This window comes from Streptococcus mitis, assembly GCF_047465045.1.
In the GTDB taxonomy this organism is placed as follows: Bacteria; Bacillota; Bacilli; order Lactobacillales; family Streptococcaceae; genus Streptococcus; species Streptococcus mitis_DT.
Genome location: NZ_JASHAR010000004.1, coordinates 44,935 through 69,474 on the forward strand (window position 1 = coordinate 44,935; position 24,540 = coordinate 69,474).

26 protein-coding genes are annotated in these 24,540 nt (G+C 42.7%); all 26 read right to left on the bottom strand.

Translation table 11 applies throughout. The features are described from left to right. Position 1: 1 nt before the first annotated feature. Entirely contained in the window at positions 2-760 is a 759-nt protein-coding gene (locus QM409_RS03745; RefSeq protein ID WP_020903004.1) for a threonine/serine exporter family protein, read from the bottom strand. A gap of 88 nt (positions 761-848) precedes the next feature. Next, complete coding sequence (gene pknB / locus QM409_RS03750) at positions 849-2,750, bottom strand: Stk1 family PASTA domain-containing Ser/Thr kinase (RefSeq protein WP_414305351.1); 1,902 nt, start codon at positions 2,748-2,750, stop codon at positions 849-851. After that, entirely contained in the window at positions 2,747-3,487 is a 741-nt protein-coding gene (locus tag QM409_RS03755) for a Stp1/IreP family PP2C-type Ser/Thr phosphatase (RefSeq protein WP_261065603.1), read from the bottom strand. Before QM409_RS03755 ends, pknB begins: the two co-directional genes overlap by 4 nt. A gap of 14 nt (positions 3,488-3,501) precedes the next feature. Further along, positions 3,502-4,815 carry a 16S rRNA (cytosine(967)-C(5))-methyltransferase RsmB gene (gene rsmB / locus QM409_RS03760; RefSeq protein ID WP_414305350.1) on the bottom strand — a complete coding sequence of 438 codons (1,314 nt, stop codon included), beginning with the start codon at positions 4,813-4,815 and terminating at the stop codon, positions 3,502-3,504. Beyond that, positions 4,808-5,743 (bottom strand): methionyl-tRNA formyltransferase, encoded by a 936-nt coding sequence (gene fmt / locus QM409_RS03765; RefSeq protein WP_414305349.1) that lies wholly within the window; start codon positions 5,741-5,743, stop codon positions 4,808-4,810. The genes rsmB and fmt overlap by 8 nt, the downstream gene beginning before the upstream one ends. 12 nt (positions 5,744-5,755) lie before the next feature. Further along, on the bottom strand, positions 5,756-8,152 hold the full coding sequence (locus tag QM409_RS03770; RefSeq protein ID WP_414305348.1) for a primosomal protein N': 2,397 nt from the start codon (positions 8,150-8,152) through the stop codon (positions 5,756-5,758). 65 nt (positions 8,153-8,217) lie between these two features. After that, the gene (gene rpoZ / locus QM409_RS03775) at positions 8,218-8,532 is read right to left on the bottom strand and encodes a DNA-directed RNA polymerase subunit omega (protein ID WP_000979235.1); all 315 of its coding nucleotides are present in this window, start codon (positions 8,530-8,532) and stop codon (positions 8,218-8,220) included. A 24-nt stretch (positions 8,533-8,556) separates the two neighbouring features. After that, complete coding sequence (gene gmk / locus QM409_RS03780) at positions 8,557-9,183, bottom strand: guanylate kinase (protein WP_000775041.1); 627 nt, start codon at positions 9,181-9,183, stop codon at positions 8,557-8,559. 129 nt (positions 9,184-9,312) lie between these two features. Beyond that, positions 9,313-10,926: a ribonuclease Y gene (locus QM409_RS03785; RefSeq protein ID WP_414305347.1), complete on the bottom strand. Its 1,614-nt coding sequence runs from the start codon at positions 10,924-10,926 to the stop codon at positions 9,313-9,315. Between the two features lie 238 nt (positions 10,927-11,164). Next, the gene (locus QM409_RS03790; RefSeq protein WP_414305346.1) at positions 11,165-11,764 is read right to left on the bottom strand and encodes a response regulator transcription factor; all 600 of its coding nucleotides are present in this window, start codon (positions 11,762-11,764) and stop codon (positions 11,165-11,167) included. Between the two features lies 1 nt (position 11,765). Further along, positions 11,766-12,863, bottom strand: a complete 1,098-nt coding sequence (locus tag QM409_RS03795) for a sensor histidine kinase (RefSeq protein ID WP_261065681.1) — start codon at positions 12,861-12,863, stop codon at positions 11,766-11,768. Beyond that, positions 12,863-13,600 carry an ABC transporter permease gene (locus QM409_RS03800; protein WP_414305345.1) on the bottom strand — a complete coding sequence of 246 codons (738 nt, stop codon included), beginning with the start codon at positions 13,598-13,600 and terminating at the stop codon, positions 12,863-12,865. The genes QM409_RS03795 and QM409_RS03800 overlap by 1 nt, the downstream gene beginning before the upstream one ends. 1 nt (position 13,601) lies before the next feature. Next, positions 13,602-14,486, bottom strand: a complete 885-nt coding sequence (locus QM409_RS03805) for an ABC transporter ATP-binding protein (protein WP_414305344.1) — start codon at positions 14,484-14,486, stop codon at positions 13,602-13,604. Further along, on the bottom strand, positions 14,473-14,667 hold the full coding sequence (locus QM409_RS03810; RefSeq protein WP_414305343.1) for a hypothetical protein: 195 nt from the start codon (positions 14,665-14,667) through the stop codon (positions 14,473-14,475). Before QM409_RS03810 ends, QM409_RS03805 begins: the two co-directional genes overlap by 14 nt. Continuing rightward, complete coding sequence (locus QM409_RS03815; RefSeq protein ID WP_012972435.1) at positions 14,664-14,855, bottom strand: hypothetical protein; 192 nt, start codon at positions 14,853-14,855, stop codon at positions 14,664-14,666. Before QM409_RS03815 ends, QM409_RS03810 begins: the two co-directional genes overlap by 4 nt. A 140-nt stretch (positions 14,856-14,995) precedes the next feature. Next, complete coding sequence (locus QM409_RS03820; RefSeq protein ID WP_084888212.1) at positions 14,996-16,663, bottom strand: DAK2 domain-containing protein; 1,668 nt, start codon at positions 16,661-16,663, stop codon at positions 14,996-14,998. A 2-nt stretch (positions 16,664-16,665) separates the two neighbouring features. Beyond that, positions 16,666-17,031 carry an Asp23/Gls24 family envelope stress response protein gene (locus QM409_RS03825; protein WP_000216437.1) on the bottom strand — a complete coding sequence of 122 codons (366 nt, stop codon included), beginning with the start codon at positions 17,029-17,031 and terminating at the stop codon, positions 16,666-16,668. Positions 17,032-17,186: 155 nt separating this feature from the next. Next, positions 17,187-17,375, bottom strand: coding sequence for a 50S ribosomal protein L28 (gene rpmB, locus QM409_RS03830; RefSeq protein WP_001140948.1), 189 nt, complete (start codon positions 17,373-17,375; stop codon positions 17,187-17,189). Positions 17,376-17,481: 106 nt separating this feature from the next. Continuing rightward, on the bottom strand, positions 17,482-18,156 hold the full coding sequence (locus QM409_RS03835) for a LiaF transmembrane domain-containing protein (protein ID WP_414305342.1): 675 nt from the start codon (positions 18,154-18,156) through the stop codon (positions 17,482-17,484). 4 nt (positions 18,157-18,160) lie between these two features. Next, positions 18,161-18,607 (bottom strand): LytTR family DNA-binding domain-containing protein, encoded by a 447-nt coding sequence (locus QM409_RS03840; RefSeq protein ID WP_020901878.1) that lies wholly within the window; start codon positions 18,605-18,607, stop codon positions 18,161-18,163. Positions 18,608-18,720: 113 nt separating this feature from the next. After that, a complete protein-coding gene (locus QM409_RS03845; RefSeq protein WP_185757713.1) occupies positions 18,721-19,224 on the bottom strand; it encodes a phosphatase PAP2 family protein in 504 nt (167 codons plus the stop codon). Beyond that, complete coding sequence (locus QM409_RS03850; protein ID WP_414305341.1) at positions 19,221-19,583, bottom strand: DUF2200 domain-containing protein; 363 nt, start codon at positions 19,581-19,583, stop codon at positions 19,221-19,223. The genes QM409_RS03845 and QM409_RS03850 overlap by 4 nt, the downstream gene beginning before the upstream one ends. A gap of 65 nt (positions 19,584-19,648) precedes the next feature. Beyond that, positions 19,649-21,409 carry an ABC transporter ATP-binding protein gene (locus QM409_RS03855; RefSeq protein ID WP_414305340.1) on the bottom strand — a complete coding sequence of 587 codons (1,761 nt, stop codon included), beginning with the start codon at positions 21,407-21,409 and terminating at the stop codon, positions 19,649-19,651. Further along, on the bottom strand, positions 21,399-23,168 hold the full coding sequence (locus tag QM409_RS03860) for an ABC transporter ATP-binding protein (protein ID WP_414305339.1): 1,770 nt from the start codon (positions 23,166-23,168) through the stop codon (positions 21,399-21,401). The genes QM409_RS03855 and QM409_RS03860 overlap by 11 nt, the downstream gene beginning before the upstream one ends. Then, a complete protein-coding gene (locus QM409_RS03865) occupies positions 23,143-23,613 on the bottom strand; it encodes a MarR family winged helix-turn-helix transcriptional regulator (RefSeq protein ID WP_084864769.1) in 471 nt (156 codons plus the stop codon). Before QM409_RS03865 ends, QM409_RS03860 begins: the two co-directional genes overlap by 26 nt. Positions 23,614-23,790: 177 nt before the next feature. Further along, the gene (locus QM409_RS03870; protein ID WP_000532882.1) at positions 23,791-24,507 is read right to left on the bottom strand and encodes a YebC/PmpR family DNA-binding transcriptional regulator; all 717 of its coding nucleotides are present in this window, start codon (positions 24,505-24,507) and stop codon (positions 23,791-23,793) included. Between the last annotated feature and the right edge of the window lie 33 nt (positions 24,508-24,540).

A 24,540-nucleotide genomic window follows, 5' to 3' on the forward strand; every position in this document is an offset into this window, starting at 1 on the left:
ATTAGTTCATCAATACCAAGGCGACAGAAGTTCCCGCCCCTAAAGCAAGGGTAATGAGCAGGGATTCAAACATCTTACTCATACCAGAGTTTATGTGGTTGGTCATAATATCACGAACCGCATTGGTCAAGGCAATACCTGGTACAAACGGCATGACCGCACCAGCTATAATCAAATCTGCCGTTGAAGGAAAACCTGTGTAGCGAGCCCAAAACTGGGCTATCATCCCAAAGACAAAGGCTCCAGCAAATGCTGTCACAAAGGGAATTCGGATAAACTTCTCTACATAGAGGGAAAAGGCAAAACCAAATAAGGTAGCTACTCCTGCCCCAAGTGCGTCGTAGATATTTCCACTAAACATAATTGAAAAGAAAGGAGCACTAAAGGTCGCAGCCAAAGTTACCTGCAACTTAGTATAGGGAAGAGGTTGAGCTTGCAAGGCCTTCAATTGCTTGAAGGCTGTCTCTAAATCAATCTGCCCCCCTACCAACTGACGAGAAATCTGGTTCACATCACAGACTTTTTCAATATTATAAGAAGAGGAAGTCACGCGTTTCATTCGCGAAATATTGGTATTTTCAATGGAGAAAAAGATAGCGGCTGGCATGGCAAGAACATTGCAATCCACAATCCCCTGCGAATGCGCAATACGAATCATGGTATCTTCTACACGATGAATCTCTGAACCACTTTTGAGAAGAATGGTTCCAGCTAACATAATCACATCGATGACGGCATTTAATTCTCTTGATTCTTCCATGCGTCCCTCCTTTTATCAACTCCCTCTATTCTATCACAAATCTGGAGTCAAAAAAAATCTTTGCCATGAAATCATGACAAAGATTCGTTTAATTACGTGAATTTTCGTGGCTTCCCTCACTACTTGATTGATTAGTAGAATGAGTATCTCCTCGTTGATTTCCTTGCTGGTTCCCCTGACTTGGTGTTGTAGTAGAACCTTGGTTTCCACGTTGGGCTGGTGCTGATGATGATGTTGACGGCGGTGTTTTTGGTTTGTAAATTGAAATCTTGATGCGTGTCTTATTCAAATCTACCTTTTCACCTGCTCTTGGACTCTGTTCAACGACGGTACCCTCAGCAGTTCCGGAAGGAGCTGTGGTAACTTCTACAACTTCAATGTTGGCTTCTTTTATACCAACAATTTGGATGAGGTTATTTTTCGTAAATTCAAGACTGGAACCTGTATAACTTGGCATGACAACACTTGTTACTTTCTTAGCAATAGTTAAAGTAATTGTTGAGGCCTTACTCAAATCATAAGTTGTTCCAGCAGACGGGCTCTGTCTAAGAACTGTTCCTTCTTCACTCTCGCTTGATTCTTCTTCCTCTATCTTGATGAGATTTTCAGGTACCTTCTTCTGCTTGAGTTCTGCGATAACATCGGTCGATTTACGGCCGATATAGTTACTCAATTGGAAGGATTGCTTGCCTGATGAGACAACCAAATTGATTTTCGTTCCTTCTTTTCGACCAGTTCCAGCGTCAGGATCTGTACGGATAATCCGCCCTTCTTCCACCTTTTCACTAGCCTCTGATTTCTCCTCGCCAATCTCAAAATTGGCTTTCTTGAGGGTTTCCTTGGCTTCCGCCACTGTCTTACCTGCCACATCTGGAATGGCAATGGTTGCAGGAGCTCTGGATAGTATCCAAATAAGAGAAGCTGCCACCAATACAATGCTGGCCAACAAAATCATATAGCGAACTCTAAATTTCCGTTTCTTAACAGGTTTGGTTGCGTAATTGTCCTCTGAAGCCTGCTGACTCGGCTTCGCAGTCTGTGGCTTTGGACTTTGTGTTTGCACCTTAGGAATCGAAGTCAAGGTACTTTGTGGAACTTTAGGAAGAGTCTTGGTGTCAGCCTTAGTGGTATCATTAAACACCAATTTAGGCTCATTGCGACGATTATAAGACAAACTACTAGACAAGTCCACATACATCTCTGCAACTGACTGATAACGATCTGTCAATTTCTTGGCAGTTGCCTTGATGACAACATTCTCTAAAGCCTGAGGCACAGATGGATTCTCAGCTATAACCGATGGCAATGGTTTCTGGAAATGCTGGAGGGCGATGGTCACTGCACTATCCCCATCGTAAGGGATATGTCCTGTCAACATCTCATAAAAGATGATCCCCATGGCATAGATATCACTCTGTACAGTCGCTTTAGAACCACGCGCCTGCTCTGGTGACAAGTAATGAACCGAGCCCAGCATTGAGTTAGTCTGAGTCAGACTCGTCTCAGCAAAGGCTACCGCAATCCCAAAATCTGTGACTTTGGCAGTCCCATCTGGTGTCAAAAGGATATTTTGAGGTTTCAAGTCCCTATGGACAATTCCTCTGGTATGAGCCAAACGCATGGCTAGGAGGATTTGTCCCATAATACGGACTGCTTCTTCATTAGAAAGAGGATAGTGTTCCTTGATATAGCGTTTAAGGTCTAGTCCAGCAACATACTCCATTGCAAGATACTGTTGACCGTCTTCCTCACCAATATCTGTTATCCGAACGATATGAGGATGGTCCAGATCCGCCATGGCTCTCGCTTCCCGCTGAAAACGAGCCACTGCAATAGGATCTGTCTGGTAGTTGGTCCTCAGGACCTTCACTGCCACTTCTTCACCGTCCAAAATCAAATCCTTGGCCAAATAGACATCTGCCATGCCTCCTCGACCAATTTGTTTGATAATCCGATACCGCCCGGCAAAAATCTTGCCGATTTGGATCATTCTGTTGCCTCCTCATTAACAGCAATAAGGGCAACTGTGATATTGTCCAAACCACCTGCATTGTTGGCAAAACGAATCAAGGTTGCTGCCTTATCTGCCAAAGAAATATCGCTGGTTACAATATCAGAAATCTCACTGCCTGAAATCATATTTGTCAAGCCATCACTATTGAGTAAGAGATAGTCTCCCGGCTCAAGGGTGATCATTCCAAAATCAGGCTGAATTTCGTCTTTTTGACCGATTGACTGGGTAATAATATTTTTCTGTGGATGGCTAGCAGCTTCTTCAGGTGTCAATTGACCAGCCTTAAGCAATTCATTGACCAAAGAATGGTCGCTCGTTAACTGGTGGTATTCTTCTCCACGAATCAAACCGATACGAGAATCCCCAATGTGGGCATAGATAGCCTGATTGCCAATAATAGCAACAGCCTCGAGGGTTGTTCCCATTCCTTTATAAGCTTCATCTTGTCCCAATTGGTTAATCTTTTGATTTTCAATCTCAAGGTTGTTAGCAAACCATTCACGTACTTCATTAACCGTATCGATTTGAGTATCGACCCAAGCTACACCTAGGTCTGTTACCGCCATTTCACTAGCAATATTCCCTGCGCGATGACCTCCCATACCATCAGCTAGGATAATCATGGTACGTCCAGCTCTATTGACATAGTGGTTGACATAGTCTTGGTTATTTGTTCGTTTCTGACCAACATCTGTTAATAATGAAATTTCCATGTGTTAGTTCCTTCCTAATCCGATATCTTGCGAAATTGACTGATGAAGAATCCATCACTTCCATACAATTCCGGTGTGATGAGGATACAGCCATCTTTCATGATATCCTTACATTCATGTTCTAGTGTTACCTGCTCAAATTCAGGATGACTTTCTAAAAATGCCTGTACGACTTGAAAGTTCTCCTCTGAGACAATAGTACAGGTACTATAAGTTATTATACCACCTTTGCGTAGTGTTTGACAAACACTACCTAATATTTCTAGCTGAATTTCCTGCAAGGAAGCGAAATCTGCCGTTTCTTTATTGTATTTAATGTCTGGTTTGCGTCGCAGAAGACCAATTCCTGAACAGGGAGCATCTACCAAAATCTTATCAAATGAATCCTGACCAAAAAGCTCATGCACCTTTCTGGCATCCAATTTTTGCGTTTGAACCCGGTCTGCCACACCCAGACGTTGGGCATTTTCTTGGATTAAGTCCAACTTATGGTCGTACAAGTCCAGAGCCGTAACCTGACCTGTCGTGAGATAAGAAGCTATATGGGCTGTTTTCCCACCCGGAGCCGCACAAGCATCAAGCACTCGCTCATCTCCCTGCAAATTCAAAGTTGGCGCAACCAATTGACTGGACTCGTCTTGGATGGTTATAGCTCCCTCCACAAACAAATCATGGCCTGCAAAATGCCCTTGCTCCTTAACCAGACCAGAGAGAGACAAGGATGAATCACTGGCCTCCAACAAGGTTTGGATTTCCTCTTTTCGTCCTAGGTCTGTTACACGAATGCTGGCCTTGTTTCGCACTAAAAGGCTTTCAAAAATAGCTTGCGCTCGCTCCTCTCCGTATTCTTCCTTGAGCTTGGCAACTAGCCAAACTGGGAGAGAATAGGCAATGGAATCACGCTTGTTTTTTCGTTTGATGCTAGCAATATCTGGCCAGCCTTCACGCAAGATACGGCGAAGGACGGCGTTGACCAATTTTTCACTGCCTTTTTTACGGACTTTGGCCAATTCCACTGCTTCATTGACCACAGCGTGATTAGGAATCTTGTCCAAATAGCGTAGTTGGTAGGCACTCATGAGAAGAAGGACATAAAGCCAGCTGTCTAACTGGTCTCTGTCTTCGATAAAGTGGGATAGGTACCATTCCAGAGTCAGTTTACGGGCCACCGTTCCATAGACAATCTCTGTCACCAAGCCCTTGTCTGCTACAGAAAGTTGACTTCCCTTGAGATGCTTATTTAAGGCGATATTTGAGTATGCTTGATTGATAAAAACATCCTCTAGCACTGCTAGAGCTAGACTTCTAGCTGTTTCTACTTTAGTCACCAAATCGTTCTCCTACAGTCAATGTACGTCCAACTCCATTGAGGAAGGAAGCAATGTCCATCTTAGGTTTACCAGCTGGCTGCACTTGTTTGAGGGATAGAGCCCCTTGAGCCGTTGCGACAATCAATTCTTTCTTACCAGTAGAGAGAATCTCACCTGGATTTCCCTGACCTTCTACTGGTAGTGCTTCATAAATCTTAAAGCGGTCACCCTTAAGGAAAGTATGGGCAACAGGCCAGGGGTTCATCCCACGGATTTGGTTGAAAAGTTGACGATTGCTTTTATTCCAATCCAACTTTTCTTCCTCGGGTTTGATATTTGGCGAGAAAGTAACCTGACTTGGATCCTGCGGTTCAGGTTTGATTTCCCCAGCAATATAGGCAGGAAGGGTGTCCAAAAGCAAGTCACGACCAACTAGCGCCAATTTCTCAAACAAGGTGCCGACATTGTCCTCATCCGTAATCGGAATACTACGACGCGAAATCATATCCCCTGCATCCATTTCCTTAACCATTTCCATAATGGTCACACCAGCTTCCTCATCCCCTTGAATCAAGGCATAATGGATAGGAGCACCACCACGGTGTTTAGGAAGAAGGGAGGCGTGAACATTGACCGCAAAATCCATGCTATCAAGGAGTTTACTTGGAAGAAATTGCCCAAAAGCAGCAGTCACAATTCCATCCGCTCCTAAATTCATAATAGCTTCCATCTCTGGACTTCCAGATAGTTTTTCAGGTTGGTAGATAGGAAGTCCTGCCTCTTTGGCAGCCTGCTTGACTGGGGTTTCTTGGATCACTTTTTTACGACCAACAGCGCGGTCCGGCTGGGTCACAACGGCTAGAATTTCGTAACGGTCATCTGTCAAAAGCCCTTTTAAAACTGTTGCTGAAAAGTCGGGGGTCCCCATAAAGATTAATTTTGTCATATCTTCTCCTTCTTATAAAAATTGCTGTGGCTCATGGTCAATGCTGAGACGGAGCTCACTATTTTCCCGTTCTTGCGTCAAGGCCAAGACCTGGTTGAGAGTCGGACTTAGCTCATCTTCTAAACGGTATTTAATTAAAATCTGGTAATGATAGAGGTTGTGGGTACGGGCAATGGGTTTTGGCGTCGGCCCCAGAATGTGACTGGCCTCTGATAAACCTGACCGCAAAATGTTCATAACTTCATAGGCACGTTTGACCACCTCTTCTTCCTTCTTGTGAGAAAGGGTAATTCCAATGGTGAAATAGTAAGGTGGATAACCAAGTTGTCGTCTAATTCCCATTTCATAGGCATAAAAGCCTTCGTAATCCTGATCCTTGGCAAATCGAATAGCATAGTGCTCAGGATTGTAAGACTGGATTAAGACCTGACCAGCTTTTTCAGCTCGACCTGCACGACCTGCCACCTGAGTCAAGAGCTGGAAGGTTCTCTCAGAAGAACGGAAATCAGGCAGATTTAAGGCCGTATCCGCATTGAGCACTCCGACTAGGGTCACATTTGGAAAATCCAATCCCTTGGCAATCATCTGAGTACCTAGTAAAATATCTGCTTCTCCTCGCCCAAACTGGTCAAGAAGAGCTTGGTGACTACCTTTCTTACGAGTCGTGTCCACATCCATCCGCAAAATACGTGCCTGCGGAAAGAGTTCTGCCAGCTCGTCATAAGCCTTCTGTGTCCCCGTCCCATAGTAACGAATACTGCGACTCTTACAGTTGGGGCAAACGTGAGGAATATCCTTCGAAAAACCACAATAATGGCAGTTCATGGTCTTGGTATCCATATGCAAGGTCAAGGAAATGTCACAGTTAGGACAAGTATCCACCGTCCCACACTCCCGACACATAACAAAGCTAGAATAACCACGGCGATTGAGCATAAGAACCACCTGCTCTTTTTTAGCCAGACGGTCCTGAATAGCTTCTAACAAAGGTGGCGTAAAGTTTGATGTCTCGTTTTGTCCGATATAGTCTCGAAAGTCAATCACTTGAACCTCAGGGATCCTAGCTAAAGGATTGGCGCGCTGGGTCAGACGTAAATGTTGATAAACGCCTTTTCCAGCCCGAGCACGGCTTTCCAGACTAGGAGTTGCTGAACCAAGTACCAGTGCTGCTTGATTATACTGGGCCCGTAAAATAGCTACCTCTCTAGCATGGTAACGGGGATTGCTGTCCTGCTTATAAGTCGCTTCATGCTCCTCATCGATTATAATGACACCTAGATTTTTCAGCGGAGCAAAGATGGCAGATCTGGCACCCACAACAACTTGAGCATCGCCACGTTCCACCTTGCGCCATTCGTCGTACTTTTCACCATTGGATAGGCCTGAATGAAGAATGGCCACTTTCTCACCAAATCGAGCAATAAAACGCTCCGTCATTTGTGGAGTCAAGGAAATCTCAGGCACCAGCAAAATAGCTGTCTTGCCCTTGTCCAAGGCTCCTTGGATAATCTGCAAATAAACCTCCGTCTTCCCACTTCCTGTAATCCCTTGAAGGAGGAAAGGAGGCTGATGACTGCCAATCGCACTGACAACCGCATCACGCGCCTGTCTTTGCTCTGGATTCAACTCTAAAGGCTGACTTGCTTCAATCCCTTCAAAATAAGCAGCCGAGCGTTGAACTTCCTTTTGAACTATGGTCACAGCACCTTGTTCCACAAAGAAGTTGACTTGCTCCCGCGAGTAGGACTCTAACAAACTAGCCAAAGAAGCGCTCTCTGGATGAGACAGCAGATAGTCTCTCAGTTCTAACTTTTTCTTGGCGCGTGTAGAAATCTCTACACCTTCTAACTGAACAAGGTCTACCTCATACCAAGACTGGGTCTTGACCTTCTTTTGATCAATCGCCTGATATTCTAGACCAAGCAGGCCTTTTCTAGTCAAACGCATCATTTCAGCTTGCTTACCTAAATCTAGAGAAGAAAAGGCAAGCGAATCTTCTGAACCAAACAAGCGCTCTCGGTCTTCCTGACTCAGACCTGCAAGAGGATAGAGAATCTTGTCATAGCTGGAGTTCAGAAATCCTGGTAGCATAGCCTTGAGGATGGAGATTTTATAGGAGAAGACGGACTTGCGTAACTCCTCAGCAAGCCAGAGTTGTTCTTGCGTGAGAACAGGAGAAAAATCCAGCACCTCCGCAATATCTTTTAAATCATGATTAGCCTCTTCTTCATCTGGTTGGGACTCCAAACCAAGAACAATCCCTTGAATCAGGCGATTGCCCTTACCAAAAGGTACATGAACCCGCATCCCAACTTCTAGCATTCCCTCGAATTCCTCAGGAATCCTGTAACTATAGGGCTGGTCCGTCTGCATCAAAGGCACATCTACGATAATCTTGGCTATAGCCATCTTCTCACCTCCTCCTTGTCAGTACATTCTTGCAATAGAAAAAATAAGATTGAGTCCCCCCAACCTTAAATTTTTTCACCATCTTCTTTTTCTTTAGCGATTTGCTCTTTGATTTTCTTTTCTTCTTCTTCTTTGCGGCGTTTTTCTTCTTCGATACGGCGACGCACTGCTTCACGTTTTCCTTCTGGATCTGGGTGAATTGTAACGTTTCCTGATTCGATTTCTTCTAAAGCGCGAAGAGTTGATTTTTCAGACTTGAAACCTTGAGTTGCTGGCGCACCTGCTTCCAATTCGTGGGCACGTTTTGCTTCCAAAATTACGAGTGAATATTTTGATGGAACCTTGTCGAGCAAGGTATCAATAGAGGGTTTTAACATCATTTGCTTGTACCTATTTTCTAAATTTTATCGAGTAGTTGGAGATTTTGGTAACATCTCCTGATAGTGACCAATGACACGATCTACACGGAAGTGCTCTGCTTCAATAACACGTTTGACACGCTCAGCAGCTAGGGGCACCTGATCGTTGACAATCGCATAATCATACTCACGCATGAGAGCAATTTCTTCCTTGGCTTTTTCGATTCGTTGGGCAATCACTTCTGCACTGTCTGTTCCACGACCTACTAAACGATCTTGCAATTCATCCAAATCTGGTGGTGTCAGGAAGATAAAGACAGCATCTGGAACCTTTTTCTTGACCTGAAGAGCGCCTTGAACTTCAATTTCAAGGAAAACATCGATTCCCTTGTCCAAGGTTTCGTTGACATAGGTCAGAGGAGTTCCATAGTAGTTGCCGACATATTCTGCGTATTCCAACATCTGACCTTGACGAATCAGCTCTTCAAACTCTTCGCGAGTACGGAAGAAATAGTCAACACCGTCCACTTCTCCAGGACGTTGTGCGCGTGTCGTCATCGATACAGAGTATTGAAATTGGTTTTCAGAACTCTCAAAAATCTCTCTTCTAACCGTTCCTTTTCCAACCCCTGAAGGACCAGAAAAAACGATTAGTAAGCCTCGGTCTGCCATTGTGTCTCCTTTTAGTCAGTCTGTGAAATAACATTTCTCTAGAATAATGGCAAAAAGCCAGATTATCCTTTACAGTCTTTCTATCTAGTGTAACAAAAAAGCAGTAATTTTTCAACTGCTCTTTCTTATTTATTTAGCATAATCTACTGCACGAAGCTCACGAATCACGGTTACCTTGATATTTCCTGGGTAATCGAGATTGTTTTCAATTTTCTCACGAACTTTGTGAGCCAAGATTGTGACTTTGTCGTCCTTGATTTGTCCTGGATTGACCATGATGCGGATTTCACGTCCTGCTTGAAGGGCAAAGCTAGTTTGCACTCCCTCAAAGCCGTTAGCAATTTCTTCCAAATCATGAAGACGCTTGATGTAGCTTTCAAGAGACTCACTACGAGCACCTGGACGGGCTGCGCTCAAGGCATCTGCCGCAGCGACGATCACTGCAATGACACTTTCTGCTTCGACATCGCCGTGGTGGCTAGCAATCGTATTGACCACAACTGGGTGTTCCTTATACTTACGAGCCAATTCCATACCGATTTCAACGTGGCTACCCTCAACCTCGCGGTCAATAGCTTTCCCGATATCGTGAAGGAATCCAGCACGACGGGCAAGAGCCGCATTTTCACCAAGTTCGCTGGCCATGATACCAGCCAATTTAGCAACCTCAATCGAATGGCGCAAGACATTTTGTCCATAAGAAGTACGGAACTGCAAACGTCCCATAATCTTCATCAAGTCAGGGTGAAGGTTTGGCGCACCAATCTCATAGGCAGCTGCCTCACCGTATTCACGGATCTTATTGTCAATCTCTTGACGGTTTTTCTCAACCAACTCCTCGATACGAGCTGGGTGGATACGACCATCTTTGAGCAACATTTCCATAGTCATACGGGCAATCTCACGACGAATCGGGTCAAAACCTGACAAGGTTACCACTTCTGGTGTATCGTCGATAATCACATCAACCCCTGTCAAACTTTCAAAGGTACGAATGTTACGACCTTCACGACCAATAATGCGTCCCTTCATAGTATCATCTGGCAGATGAACTGTTGAGTTTGTTGACTCCGCTACATATTCACCAGCGATACGTTGCATAGCTTGAACCAAGATGTCCTTGGCAATTTTGTCAGAACGTTCCTTGACCTCTTGCTCAGCTTCGCGAATACGGCTGGCAATCTCCTTGGTCAAGTTTTCCTCTGTCTGAGCCAAGATAATATCTCGTGCTTCTGCCTGAGACAGGGCACCAATACGCTCTAACTCTGCTTCTTTTTGTCTTTCGACTTCCTCTAATTGCTCTTCACGCGCATCAAGGTTTTTCGCTCTATCAGAAATACTTTGTTCTTTTTGTTCAAGTGTTTGTTCTTTACTCGTCAAATTGTCGTCCTTACGGTCGAGGCTAGTAGCTCTCTCTGTCAAACGACTTTCGATTTGTTTGAGTTCCTGACGTTCTGATTTGAATTCAGCGTCCACTTCTTCACGGTATTTTCTGGCTTCTTCTTTGGCCTCCAATAGTGCTTCTTTTTTAAGAGACTTGCTTTCACGCTTGGCTTCATTAACAAGTAAATCTGCTTCACGCTCAGCTTGTCCACGTAAATTAGTTGCTTCTTGTTCAGCATTTAAAAGCATCAACTCTGCAGCTTCCTGAGATGATTTCATCTTAGCTGAGATGCTGACATATCCAATGACTAAACCAATGATGACGGCAAAAACAGCAATCGCAAGCGACATGATTTCCATGTTTTTACCTCATTTTATTGTTATTCCGAATGATATACATTCTTTTACATTCTACCATAAAAAAGTGATTTTCACAAACCTAAAATAGAATATGTTTTGGAGAATTTAGCAATTTTATCTCCGTGGTACCACCTTAGACTAAACCAAAAGGAGGAAACTAAGCCCTCCTCCAGTTACAAAATTGTTTGATTGAATAATTTCAATTTTAGCACATAATGGTTTTCGAGATATGATAGTATCACAACCAACCAGATTCTTTTGCGATATTAGCTGCCTCTGTTCGATTACTAGCATCTAGTTTCGAAAGAATATTGGTGACATAGTTTCGGACGGTTCCGTTTGATAAATAAAGTTGATCTGCAATTTCTTGGTTAGACAAGCCTTGAGCAATTCCCTTTAAAACGGCGATTTCTTGCTCTGTTAATGGATTGGGATGCGTCATCACCACTTCCATCAATTCAGGCGAATACTCCTTGCGCCCTTCGAGGACAGTGTGCAAGGTTTGCATGAGGTCTGCAATATTTCTTTCTTTTAATACATAAGCATCTACTCCAGCCTTGACCGCACGTTCAAAATACCCAGGACGCTTGAAGGTCGTCACTACAACCACCTTTGTTTCTAGATTTTCTGCTCGTATCCACTCCAAGACTTCGAGGCCCGTCTTAACAGGCATTTCTACGTCAAGGATGGCGATATCTACAGACTCCTTTTCTAATAGTTGGATTGCTTCTTGCCCATTCTTGGCTTGAAAGACAGACTCTACATCCGGTTGAAGCGTGAGCAACTGGCACATGGCATCTCGCAACATACTTTGATCTTCTGCAACAAGTAGTTTCATCTTAGTCTCTCTCCTTATAAGGTAGTCGAACCTGAACTTTTGTCGGTTGTTTCCAACTAATTACCTTTACTTCTCCCGAAAATGGAAAAACACGATCTCGAACTGTATGGAGGTCATCCCCCTTTATAGAAGCAAAGCCACAGCCATCATCTCCCACTGTTAGAATGAGTTCTTTCTCTGTCCGTTCTAATTTTAAGTAGACTTTAGAAGCTTTGGCATGTTTGATGATATTAGTCACCAATTCAAGCAAAATCATGGAAGCCGTTGACTCCAATTCCTGAGTTAAGCTAGCTGTATCTAGTTGATTAGCTATTTCCACCTCAATTCCAGCAATTTCTAACATCTTTTTCACAGTCTCTAGTTCGGATGTCAAAGTTCTAGACTTAAGATTTTCCACAATGGTTCGCACTTCACGCATTGATTCTTTGCTAATTTGCTGTATTTCTCTTAATTCCTTTTCCACCTTTGAATAAGCCTGTATTTGAAATAACTGCAAGGCTAGATCAGTTTTAACACTAAGCATAGCAAAGGTATGCCCCAGACTATCATGTAAATCTTGACCGATACGACTGCGTTCATTTTCAGCAAGCAATAGATTTATCTGGGCATTTTGCTTAGCCTGTGCTTCTTTCAAATCCTCCACAATCCGAATCCGAACCAAGCCAAAAGTCATTAAATCGACAAAAGTAAGAATTACAAGTAGATAGAATAGAAACTCAACTTCGATTCTCTGAAAAATCAACAGTTGGCCCACAACAAGGACTTGAGCAAGAAGAAAAGTCCAGACATGTAAAGACTTTAAACTACGTACGCCAAAATGATAACTTAAGAGGTTAGAAAGGAAAAAGAAGAACCAGATATAATTAACAGCAACAAAGGCAGTATTCCCAACTACATAAGTCAGCATGAGACCCCAATATAGCCAAGATAGGCGCTGGCTCTTAGTTGTTAAAACACCCAAATATGCCACTACAAATAGAATATCAATCAATAAATGCCAGACAGAAAGCCACCCAGTCACTACAGGTAGGATGGGGAAAATCATAAAAATTAAACTGGCCCAAAACATATAGTGTATGCTTTTCAGTCTTTCAAGCATTAAGAATTCTCCTTATGACCTTGAAGGTAAATGGACAAACCAAACAAAACTGCTGAAAAAACAAGTAGATAAACTGTGGCTGATAAATTGATGCCACCCTCGTTTAAGAAGGTCTTGAGCAACTCCATCAACTGATAAGTTGGTAGGCACTTCCCGATTGCTTGCATCCAGTCTGGAAATAAAGAGATGGGCATCCAGAGTCCACCCAAAACAGCCAAGCCTAGATAGAGAAGATTGCCCACGACAGACATCAGCTGACTAGTTGGTAAGAGAGTCAAGGTCAAGCCAAGTGCTACAAATGCAATACTTCCCAAAATCAGCAAGAGAGCCGCCCCAATCCAATTTCCAAGAGACATATCCACACCTCTGACCAAGTGCCCAACTGAGAAAACAACTAGGATTGAGACCAAATAATCAACCATCATACTTGTTATCTTTGATAGATAATATTCTACCATATTTACAGGGGTATGGCGCAATGTTTTCTGCCAGTTGTTCATCTTGTCGGTATGTAAAACAACTGGGAATGAGAAGATAGCTGTTGACATCATGGAAAAGGCAGTCATAGAGATAAGGTAATCACGCATAAAATTCGCGGGTCCACCTGGTGTGTCCTGGTACATGCCAGAAAAGAATAGATAGAAGGCTGTCGGCATCCCTACTGATAATAGATAAGTTACTAATTGTCGTTTGGTCAATAGAAATTCTATCTTGTTTAGTGCGATCCATCGTTTCATCTTAGTCATCTCCCTTTTGTGTTTCTTCAAAGATTGTATCCAACAAGCTACGATTATTGACTTCGATTTCTTGTATGCTACATCCTGCTTGAACTAACAGTTCCCAGAAAGCATCTGCTTCGCGTGTGACTACTTGTAAAGCATCCTGTTTTTGTGACCAGTTTTCAACCAAGTTTGACTGTTCGACAACTTCCTTATAGGCTAGAGGAAGAATAAAGTGCTTTTCAATCTCCTCACTGCGCATGGCTAGAGGTGTTGTATCGCGAATCAACTTTCCCTTATTCAAGACCAAAATCCGATCAGCTGTATGCTCTACTTCTTCGATGTAATGGGACGAATAGAGAATGGTAACTCCCTGCGCTTTTAGATCCTGAACAATTTCCCAAAAACGTTGGCGGGTTGAGGTATCCATGGCCGCAGTTGGCTCATCTAAAAAGACAAGTTTTGGTCGGCCAATCAAGGTCAAGACAAAAGAGAAAAGACGCTTTTGCCCACCTGACAATTTTTCTGCAAATTGCTCTTTTTGTTGCTTGTCAAACTGCAATAGTTGATCGATCTCCTGATTGCTCAAGGGATTTGGATAAATACTTTGAAAGAAAGCAATCAACTCTTTTACCTTTAGTTTCTGAACGATGACATTTTCTTGAGGGAGATAGGATCTTATGTAGTCTAACTGAGAACTCGTCACTGGTAAACCTTGAATAGATACTTGACCACTGGTGACCAGTTTATCTCCGAGCAAACAGTCCAAGAGTGTTGTCTTTCCAGCACCATTTGGCCCAATCAAGGCGACGCATTCGCCTTCAGCTACCTCAAAGGAAATATCCTTCAAAATAGCCTTACTCTTGATGTTTTTATTTAGGCTTTCTACCTTAATCATGTTCATGATATTCTCCTTTCAGCCACTCCTCTCCCATAGGAAAGGCGATAAAAATCATAAATCCTAGTCCCCAGGCACCACGGATGAATTGGTGAAGGAAGGCTTGATCAAACCAACCTGTAAACATTTCTACCAACCATACCACTAGTGATAGTGCAATAAAGAGATAGAGAATCGCTTTTTTCATTTTTCAAACTCCTTTTTCACATCTGAGACTAATTTCAAACCTTCTCGGATAAGCCAGGACATCATTCCAAATCCTGCAAATAGCTCCCAAGGAAAATGATAGAAATCTTCATCCAATCCTGAGAACATGAGATAAGTCATGACTCCTGCTGCTACTAAACTCATTGCGACAATTACTTTATGTTTCATTTTTTTCTTCCTCCATTTGATACATCTAGTATAATTCTTTAAAGGTAGAATCACTAGAAGCTTCTGTCATGAGGAGGTATGACAAATGTCATAAAAAAAGAAAGTTGCAAAATCAACTTTCTTTTTAATCTATTAAATTTTTATTCCACACTAAATAGGTATGGGTAAACTGGTTGTTGTCCTTGGTGAATCTCGACTTCAACGTCTTCGAATTCTTCTGCGATTTCTTGAGCAATTTCATTGGCAAGTTCTTCGCTTCCATCTTCACCGACATAGAAGGTTACAATTTCACTATCTTCATCCAACATATGTTTCAAGGTTTCTGTCAAGGTTTGATGCATATCAGGGTTTGACACGAGGATTTTCCCATCAACCATACCAAGATTATCGTTTTCATGGATTTCTAAGCCATCAATGGTTGTATCACGCACAGCTGTTGTGACGCTTCCACTAACAACATCGCTAAGAGTAGCAGTCATACGCTCTTGGTTTTCTTCGATTGACTTGCTTGGATCAAAGGCAAGAAGACTTGTCAAACCTTGGGGAAGAGTGCGAGCTTCCACCACTACTGCTGGTTGCTCCAAAACTTCTGCTGCAGATTGAGCTGCCATGAAGATGTTTTTGTTGTTTGGCAGGAAGATGATGTTACGAGCGTTGACCTGTTCAACAGCCTTGATAAAGTCTTCTGTTGAAGGGTTCATAGTTTGACCGCCTTCGATAACATAATCCACACCTTGAGAACGGAAGATATCTGCTAGACCTTTACCAGCCACCACAGCAATCAAAGCATATTCTTTTTCTTCAGCTGGTTTGCTAACTTGAGCAGCTTCTTTCTCAACCTGTGCTTCGTGTTGGTTACGCATATTGTCAACTTTTACCTTGACCAAGCTACCATATTTGAGACCTTCTTGCATAACAAGTCCTGGATCTTCTGTATGGACATGGACTTTGACGATTTCATCATCATTGACAACAAGGAGAGAATCCCCAAGCTCATTCAAGTAGTTACGGAATTCGTCGTAGTCAAAATCTTTGGCATAGGTTGGACCTTGCTTAAGAGCTACCATGATTTCAGTACAGTAACCAAAGGTGATGTCCTCAGTCGCTACGTGACCAGCTACTGACTTGTGGTGTTCTGCATTGATCATCTCACTCATGTTGGCAGGAGTCGCTACAAAGTCCTCGGATGCAATATATTCGCCAGTAAGGGCTGAAAGGAAACCTTCGTAGATGAAGACCAGACCTTGACCACCTGAGTCCACAACGCCAACTTCTTTCAATACTGGAAGCATGTCTGGCGTTTTAGCTAGTGCTGTTTTAGCACCTTCCAAGGCTGCGCGCATGACTTCAACAGCATCATCTGTTTGCTCAGCTTTTTTCTTAGCACCGATAGCAGCACCACGAGAAACCGTCAAAATCGTTCCTTCAACTGGCTTCATCACTGCCTTATAGGCAACTTCCACACCTGATTGGAAGGCGAGGGCCAAGTCTTGACCTGTTAACTCGTCTTTATCCTTAATAGCTTGTGAAAATCCACGGAAAAGCTGAGACGTAATAACGCCTGAGTTTCCACGCGCACCCATCAAAAGACCTTTGGCAAGAATGCTCGCTACCTCGCCAACTGTAGAAGCTGGCTTGTCTGCAACTTCTTTAGCTCCATTTTCAATGGTCATTCCCATGTTTGTTCCAGTATCTCCATCTGGAACTGGAAAGACGTTTAATGAATTGACATATTCAGCTTGCTTATTCAAGCGAGTTGATGCAGCCTGCACCATTTCTTGAAATAAGCTAGTAGTAATTTTTGACACGGTTATTCTCCTACAACTTTGATATTTTGAATGTAGACATTTACAGTCTGAGCAGTAATTCCAAGTTGGTTTTCCAAACTAAAACGAACACGCTCTTGAATGTTTTTTGACACTTCGCTAATCTTTGTTCCGTAGCTCAACACGGTATATACATCAACTGCAATACTGCCATCTTCGGCCGCCTTTACGACGACACCTTTGGAATAATTTTCCTTACCTAGAAGGGCTTGGAAATTATCTTTGAGGGCATTTTTACTAGCCATACCGACCACACCAAAAATCTCAGTTGCTGCTCCACCTACGACGGTTGCAATCACTTCATCTGTTAGTTCGATTTGACCATCTTTTGTATTAATTTTTACAGTCATCCTTTTTACCTCAACTAGTTGATACTCTATTTTATCATATTTCAGCCCAAGTGTAAAAGCAGAATACTGTATCAGCGGATATTTACTCCGTTTTTCAAATGATTTTATACCTACAGTAAAAGAAAAAAGACCCTAAGGTCTCCTTACTTTTATTATTAAACGCGTTCAACTTTACCTGATTTCAAAGCACGAGCTGAAGCCCAAACTTTTTTAGGTTTACCATCGATAAGAACAGTAACTTTTTGAAGGTTTGGTTTTACGGCACGTTTTGTTTGGTTCATCGCGTGTGAACGGTTGTTTCCTGATACAGTCTTACGACCTGTAAAGTAACATACTTTAGCCATTTGTGTTTTCCTCCTATTAGATCTAATATAGCGGATGTGCTAGCACCACATACTGTACTATGTTATCACACTTTCTCTGTTTTGGCAAGGGGATTGAAAGATTTTTTTATTTAACGTAAACAACTCCTAATTTCCCAAAAGCCACATCTCCACGGATAATCAAAGTTTTGCTAGTTGGGGCTAGAGGGGCATCTGCCTTGGCTGCTCCACAAAAAGTCTCTACCTTTAGATCTACTCTCCAGTGTTGAGGCACGTAGATAACTACATTCCCAAATCCGACTTCTATCTTCAAGGTTGCGCTATCTCCTAAAATCTCTGCATTGTCATAATAGATTTTGGCATTTCCAAAACCAACTTCTACTTGGTCGTCTACCAATTCTTGATTTTGCTTGTAGAAAGTCCCAGTCCCAAAAGCAACTTCCTTATCTGTAAGAATGGTCTTTTTACCATCATACCACCATTTTTTCCCATTCCAAGTTCTGTTAGAATGAGTGAGTGCGCTGACACCCATTACGATTAAAATACTTGCCCAGAACAATGACTGATTAGGAATTGGTAAAATGCCATAAAAGTGGTTAGCAATCATTAAGGCTACTAGAGCTGTAAAAGAGGCTGAAGTTAAGTGACGACGCAACAAAGCTCCAACTGATTGATAGGCAAAAAATGCAATACCAAGCAAGGGCCAAATTTGCCCACCGAATGAAGGGATTCCAAAATTTCCTTGTAATAATATTAAAGCTGCCAATACTAGCAACACAATACCAAATGCTTTCTTTTTCATGTTCTTACCTCATGTTTCTTAGATTTTCTTTTAGGAGGGATTGGTAATGCCGTGAGACATGAACCTCCTTGTGGGTTTGATAAAAGGAAATGGTGCCCGTTCCTGAAAAGGACTTGTCAACCGAGTAAACTTGCCGAATATTAGCAATGGTCGACTTGGATACTCGACTGAAATAACGGGGCAGGATAGACTCTAACTCATAGAGTTTAAGTCGAACCTCGTAGGCATCTTTCTGGGTATGGGCGTAAATCTTGTTCCCCTCTGTTTCAAAGAAAAGAATTTCCGACAAGTCCAGATAATATTCACCCGTCCCCTTGTAAAAAATCAACCGAGGAGACTTGGATTCTTGCAAGAGGCGCTGTAAATCCGCAATCTCATCTGTCAAAGCCGCTGCCTTGATGACAATTTCAGTTTCCTCTAAATTGCTGTCAATTTCGATTCGTAACTTCATTCCATCTCCTTTCTGACTCTACTATATCAAAGCCAAAATAAGAAAACAAGAGCAAAAAAGCAAGTGGTTACTTTAGACCCGTAAGTGGTTGTAGGACCAGCTTAACTTACAATTCAAAATAGAAAGAAAAGCACACCCCACGCAAGACCACAAATATAACCAACCACTACATCCTTGGGAAAATGCACTCCACCTAAGACTCTCACGAGACCGAGGAGGGCTGACAAGACCAACGAGATAACCCCTACAGATAAACTAGCATGTAAGCAAGCCATGGAGATAATGGTTGCTGAAAAGACATGACGACTGGGCATTGACTGACCAGGACTATCTCTGTCAAGCAAGGGTTTAACAGTCCATTCCTCATAAGGCCTAGGGGTATTGATTTTCTTACGAAGAAAGGACAAAATCACAAAGCCTGATGCAGGGATACACACATAGATCAAGACCTGTTTACCAAGTCCTTCTTGGAAGTAGGTAGTGGCTAACAAGGTTAGATAAATCATAGGCATAACTGCCGTCATGAACCGATTGAAAGTTCTTAACAAGCTCAGAAGAAAGGGCTTATTTTTAATGTTAGCAGCAACGTGGCCATACCATTCTTGATAATTTTTCATTTCAATTTCTCATACTTTTCTAGAACTTGTTGAGATGTTTTCCCCTTGGCAAGCCAATCTACTAATTTGTCCAAGCGACGTATTTCTTGCAACAAAGGATCATCAATTTCCTCAATACGGACACCGCAAATCTTCCCTGTAATCGCAATTCGTTCAGGAACATAATATGGTGCTTGTCGAAAAAAATCTCCATAGGTAACATCTCTATCCAGACAAGCGAGGACGTCACTCACTTCATACCCTGTCAACCAACTGGTCACTTGATGAACTGACTCTGCCCTTCCACCCTTTCGCTCAACCTTTGCAACCAAGGCTAGATAGACCGCAGCAAATTTCATATTGTATAATTTCTGACTCATACTTCTCTCTTTCTATGTATTCTAGTATAAATAAGAAAAAGAAGGCCGTCAAGCCTTCTTTGGGTTTATTCTTCTGCTTCATCTTCTGTAAATTGACTGTTATAGAGGTCAGCGTAGAAACCAGCTTGCGCCATTAGCTCATCATGATTGCCTTGCTCGATGATATTGCCATCTTTCATGACCAGAATCAGATCAGCATTTCGGATAGTAGACAAGCGGTGGGCGATGACAAAGGAAGTTCTGCCCTCCATCAAACGATCCATAGCTTTCTGAATCAATTCCTCTGTACGGGTATCAACAGAAGAAGTCGCTTCATCTAGGATTAGGAGTGGCGCATCTTTCAGCAAAGCACGAGCAATGGTCAAGAGTTGTTTTTGTCCGACAGACAAGGTCACTGTATCATCCAAGATGGTATCGTAACCATCTGGTAGGGTCATAATAAAGTGGTGAATCCCTACAGCCTTGCTGGCTTCGATCACGCGCTCATCACTAATACCCTCTTGGTTATAGATGAGATTGTCGCGAATGGTCCCTTCAAAGAGCCAAGTATCCTGCAAGACCATTGAAAAGGCATCATGTACTTCCGAACGCTTCATCTCTTTGGTATCCACACCATCAATGCGGATACTTCCCTTATCAATTTCATAGAACTTCATCAAAAGATTGACAATGGTTGTCTTACCAGCTCCTGTCGGTCCGACAATGGCAACCTTTTGACCTGCATGTGCGGTCGCAGAAAAGTCATGGATAATAGTTCGCTCTGGTGTATAACCAAAGGAGACTCGATCAAAGACTACTTGACCTTTCATATCGCTCAATTGTCTTTCTTTATGGGATTCGTCTTCCATTTCCTCTTCAGCTAGGAATTCGAAGACACGTCCCATGGCTGCACTAGCCTGCTGAAGACTAGTAATCCCTTGGGCAATTTGTGAAAGAGGCTGAGAAAAGATACGAACGTAGGCCATAAAGGCAACGATAATCCCGATACTAATCTGTCCATTCAGAGCCAAGGCTGCACCAACAATAATCACCAAGGCATAGCTAAAGTTCCCAATAAACATCATAATCGGCATCATAATTCCTGAAATAAATTGAGATTTCCAGATACTATCATACAGACGATTGTTTAATTTCGCAAATTCTTCTTTCGTGCTCTCGATAGCATTGTAACTGGTCACCACATTATGGCCAGAGTACATTTCCTCCACATAACCATTGACAGCTGCCAAATCCTGTTGCTGACTCTTAAAAAAGCCCTGTGATTTGCCCATAAAGACGGATACAAAAACAAAACCAATAAGGGTTGACACAACCGTCACCAAGGCTAAAATCCAGTTCATCCCAAACATGGTTACCAAGACTGCCACGACCAGTAAAGTGGATGAAAGAACTGTTCCCAGACTTTGATTAAGGGACTGGGCTGCAGTGTCAACGTCATTGGTTACACGAGACAAGGTATCTCCTTGAGAATGTCCATCAAAATATCCCAATGGTAGGCTATTGATTTTCTCTGCAATGGCTCTTCTCAAACGCTCTGAAAAACGTTGAATGACTGTAGTAAACAGAAAGGCCTGCAAATAATTTGATAGAAGTCCGATCACATAAATCACGGCCAAAAAACCACCAATAGCTGCAACCGCCACGACATCCACACTTGTTTCTAGACCACTTGCAATGATATTGGTCATTTCCTTGATGCGAGTCGGCCCATAAACAGTAACGATATTGGATACGATTGTTGCTAGAAAGGCTATCAGAAGGGCAAACTGGAGGCCTGCAAGATAGGGTTTACTCTGTTTCCAGAGAGACATTTTCTTATTTTCCATGTTCCAATTCCTCCTTCGATAGTTGTGAATAGGCAATTTCTTGGTAAACTTCGTTATTAGCTAGAAGTTCCTTGTGGGTGCCTTGTCCCATGACTTTTCCTTGATCCAAGACCAAAATCAAATCTGCATCCATAATCGTTGAAATACGCTGTGCGACGATAAGCTTGGTCATAGACTTGGTTTTCTCTGCTAGCTCTTGGCGTAGGACACGGTCTGTCTTGTAGTCCAAGGCTGAGAAGGAGTCATCAAAGATGAGGATTTCTGGCTTCCGAGCTAAGGCACGCGCAATTGCCAGACGCTGTCTTTGACCACCTGAGAAGTTGGTTCCTCCTTGGGCCACTTCTGACTCTAAGCCCGCTTCCTTGTCTTCGATAAAGTTCTTAGACTGGGCCAACTCCAAAGCCTGCCACATAGCCTGCTCACTAAGCGGTGTTCCTTGACCCTGTCCAAAGTCTAGATTACCCTTGACATCACCTGAAAAGAGAACAGCTTTTTGTGGAATATAACCAACCTTGTTGCGCAAATCTTCTAGAGCATAGTCTTGAACATTGACACCGTCCACCAGAATTTCTCCTGCTGATACGTCATAGAAACGTGGAATCAGATTGACCAGAGTTGATTTACCTGAACCCGTTGACCCAATGAAGGCCACTGTTTGACCAGCTTCTGCTCTAAAGCTAACATGCTCAATAACCGCCTCCGAATTTGCCGCATATCGGAATGTCACATCCTTAAACTCGACCTGACCTTTGAGGTTTTCATCAGCCATTCGCACTTGAGCAGGATTTTGGATAGAAGAATGCAAATCTAAAACTTGATTAATCCGCTTAGCAGAGACCATAGTTCGGGGAAGAACGATGAAAAGTGCTCCCATGAGAAGGAAACCCATGACAACCTGCATGGCATAAGACATGAAAACAATCATGTCACTAAAGAGAGGCAGACGTGCTATCGGAGCAGCGTCGTTAATCACATAGGCCCCAATCCAGTAAATCGCCACACTCAAACCACTTGAAATCCCCATCATGATAGGGTTCAAAATAGCCATAAGACGGTTGACAAACAAATTCAAACGTGTCAATTCATCATTGGCTGCTGCAAATTTTTCATTTTGGTATTCTTCAGCATTGTAGGCACGAACGACACGAATACCTGTTAAACTTTCACGAGTGATACTGTTCAGTTTATCTGTCAGCCCCTGAATCAAGGATTGTTTTGGAAAGGCTAGCGTCATCAAAACAGTCGTCATCAGGACGTTGACAATCACTGCCACAAGTACGGCCCAGAGCCAGTATTCTGAATGACCTAAAATCTTCCCAATAGCCCAGATAGCCATAATCGGACCACGTGTTACCACTTGCAAGCCCATGGTAATCAACATTTGAACTTGAGTAATGTCATTGGTGGTACGAGTTAAAAGACTGGGAATAGAGAATTTCTTAATCTCTGTCTGCGAGTAATCCAAAACTCGGTTAAAAATATCACTTCTCAGCCTACTAGTATAAGAAGCCGCCACTCGGGATGCAAAAAATCCGACTGCAACTACGGACAAGAAGGCAAGAAAGGACATTCCCACCATCATGCTTGCCGGCTGCCACAACTCATCTAAATTAGTTCCTTGACTACCTAGCAAATCCGTAATTTTCGAGATATAGGTCGGCACTTCCAACTCTAGATAGACCGAAAAGCAAGTAAAGAGAATGGCTAGTAAAATCATCCCCCATTCTTTTCTACTAATTCGTTTGGCTAATTTCTTCATTCTCTCCTCCTATTCCCTTGATATTTGCCTGTAGTTGACCGAGAACTTTCTCAAAAATCAGTAATTCATCTTCATCAATGTCTTCCATCAACTGCTTGTCTATGCGTTCAAAGAAGGCCTTAACCTGCTGCATTTGAGAACGTGCTTTGTCCGTCAAACGAACAAATTTTGCCCGCTTATCGCTAGGACTCGCCTCCAATTCCACCAAACCATTTTGCACCATACGCTTGACCAAATTACTAGCAACAGACTTGGTAATATTGAGTTCCTGCTCTATATCTTTAATCAAGACCAAGTCTTGGTTTTTCTCACGATTATCCAAAAAACGAACAACCTGACCTTGAGGCCCACCCATAAATTCAATACCACAACGTTTGGCTTCCTTTTGCACCATGAGGTGAATCTGATGACCAAAACGCTTAAAGACTAACATCGGTTTATCCATACTAACTCCTTTCTAACTATCACATTTAGTTCTCCTAGGAACTAAACAAGTTTCCATGAGAACTATTTTACCACTTTGAAAAGGGATGTCAAGAAAAAGTTTCCTAGAGAACTATTTTTCTTGATTCAAAAAATCCCAAGTGATTTTTTCACTTAGGATCATGTTCACTAGGTTAAATTAGAATCCGTCTACGTTTGTGTAGATCTTTTGTACGTCTTCGTCGTCCTCAAGAACGCTGTAAAGTTTTTCAAAGGTTTCAAGGTCATCGCCTGACAATTCCACTTCTGACTGAGGAATCATTTCCAATTCGGTCACTTGGAATTCTTCAATACCTGACTCACGAAGGGCAACGATAGCCTTGTGAAGGTCAGTTGGAGCTGTGTAAACTGTGATTGTACCTTCTTCTGCTTCTACATCATCCACATCCACATCTGCTTCAAGCAATTGCTCAAAGACTGCATCGGCATCTTCACCTGCAAATACGATAACACCCTTGTTGTCGAAGAGATAAGAAACCGAACCTGAAGCACCCATGTTTCCGCCGTTTTTACCAAAGGCTGCACGGACATTAGCCGCTGTACGGTTAACGTTTGAAGTCAAAGTATCAACAATCAGCATAGAACCATTTGGTCCAAAACCTTCGTAACGTCCTTCTGTAAAGGTTTCGTCTGTGTTTCCTTTAGCCTTGTCCAAAGCTTTATCGATAACGTGTTTTGGCACTTGGGCTTGTTTAGCACGGTCGATAACGAATTTCAAAGCTGAGTTTGATTCTGGATCTGGATCACCTTTTTTAGCTGCTACATAGATTTCTACACCAAATTTTGCATATACTTTAGAGTTAGCTCCATCTTTAGCCGTTTTCTTGGCTACGATATTGGCCCATTTACGTCCCATTAGGAATCTCCTTTTTTCACATTTTAATCTTTC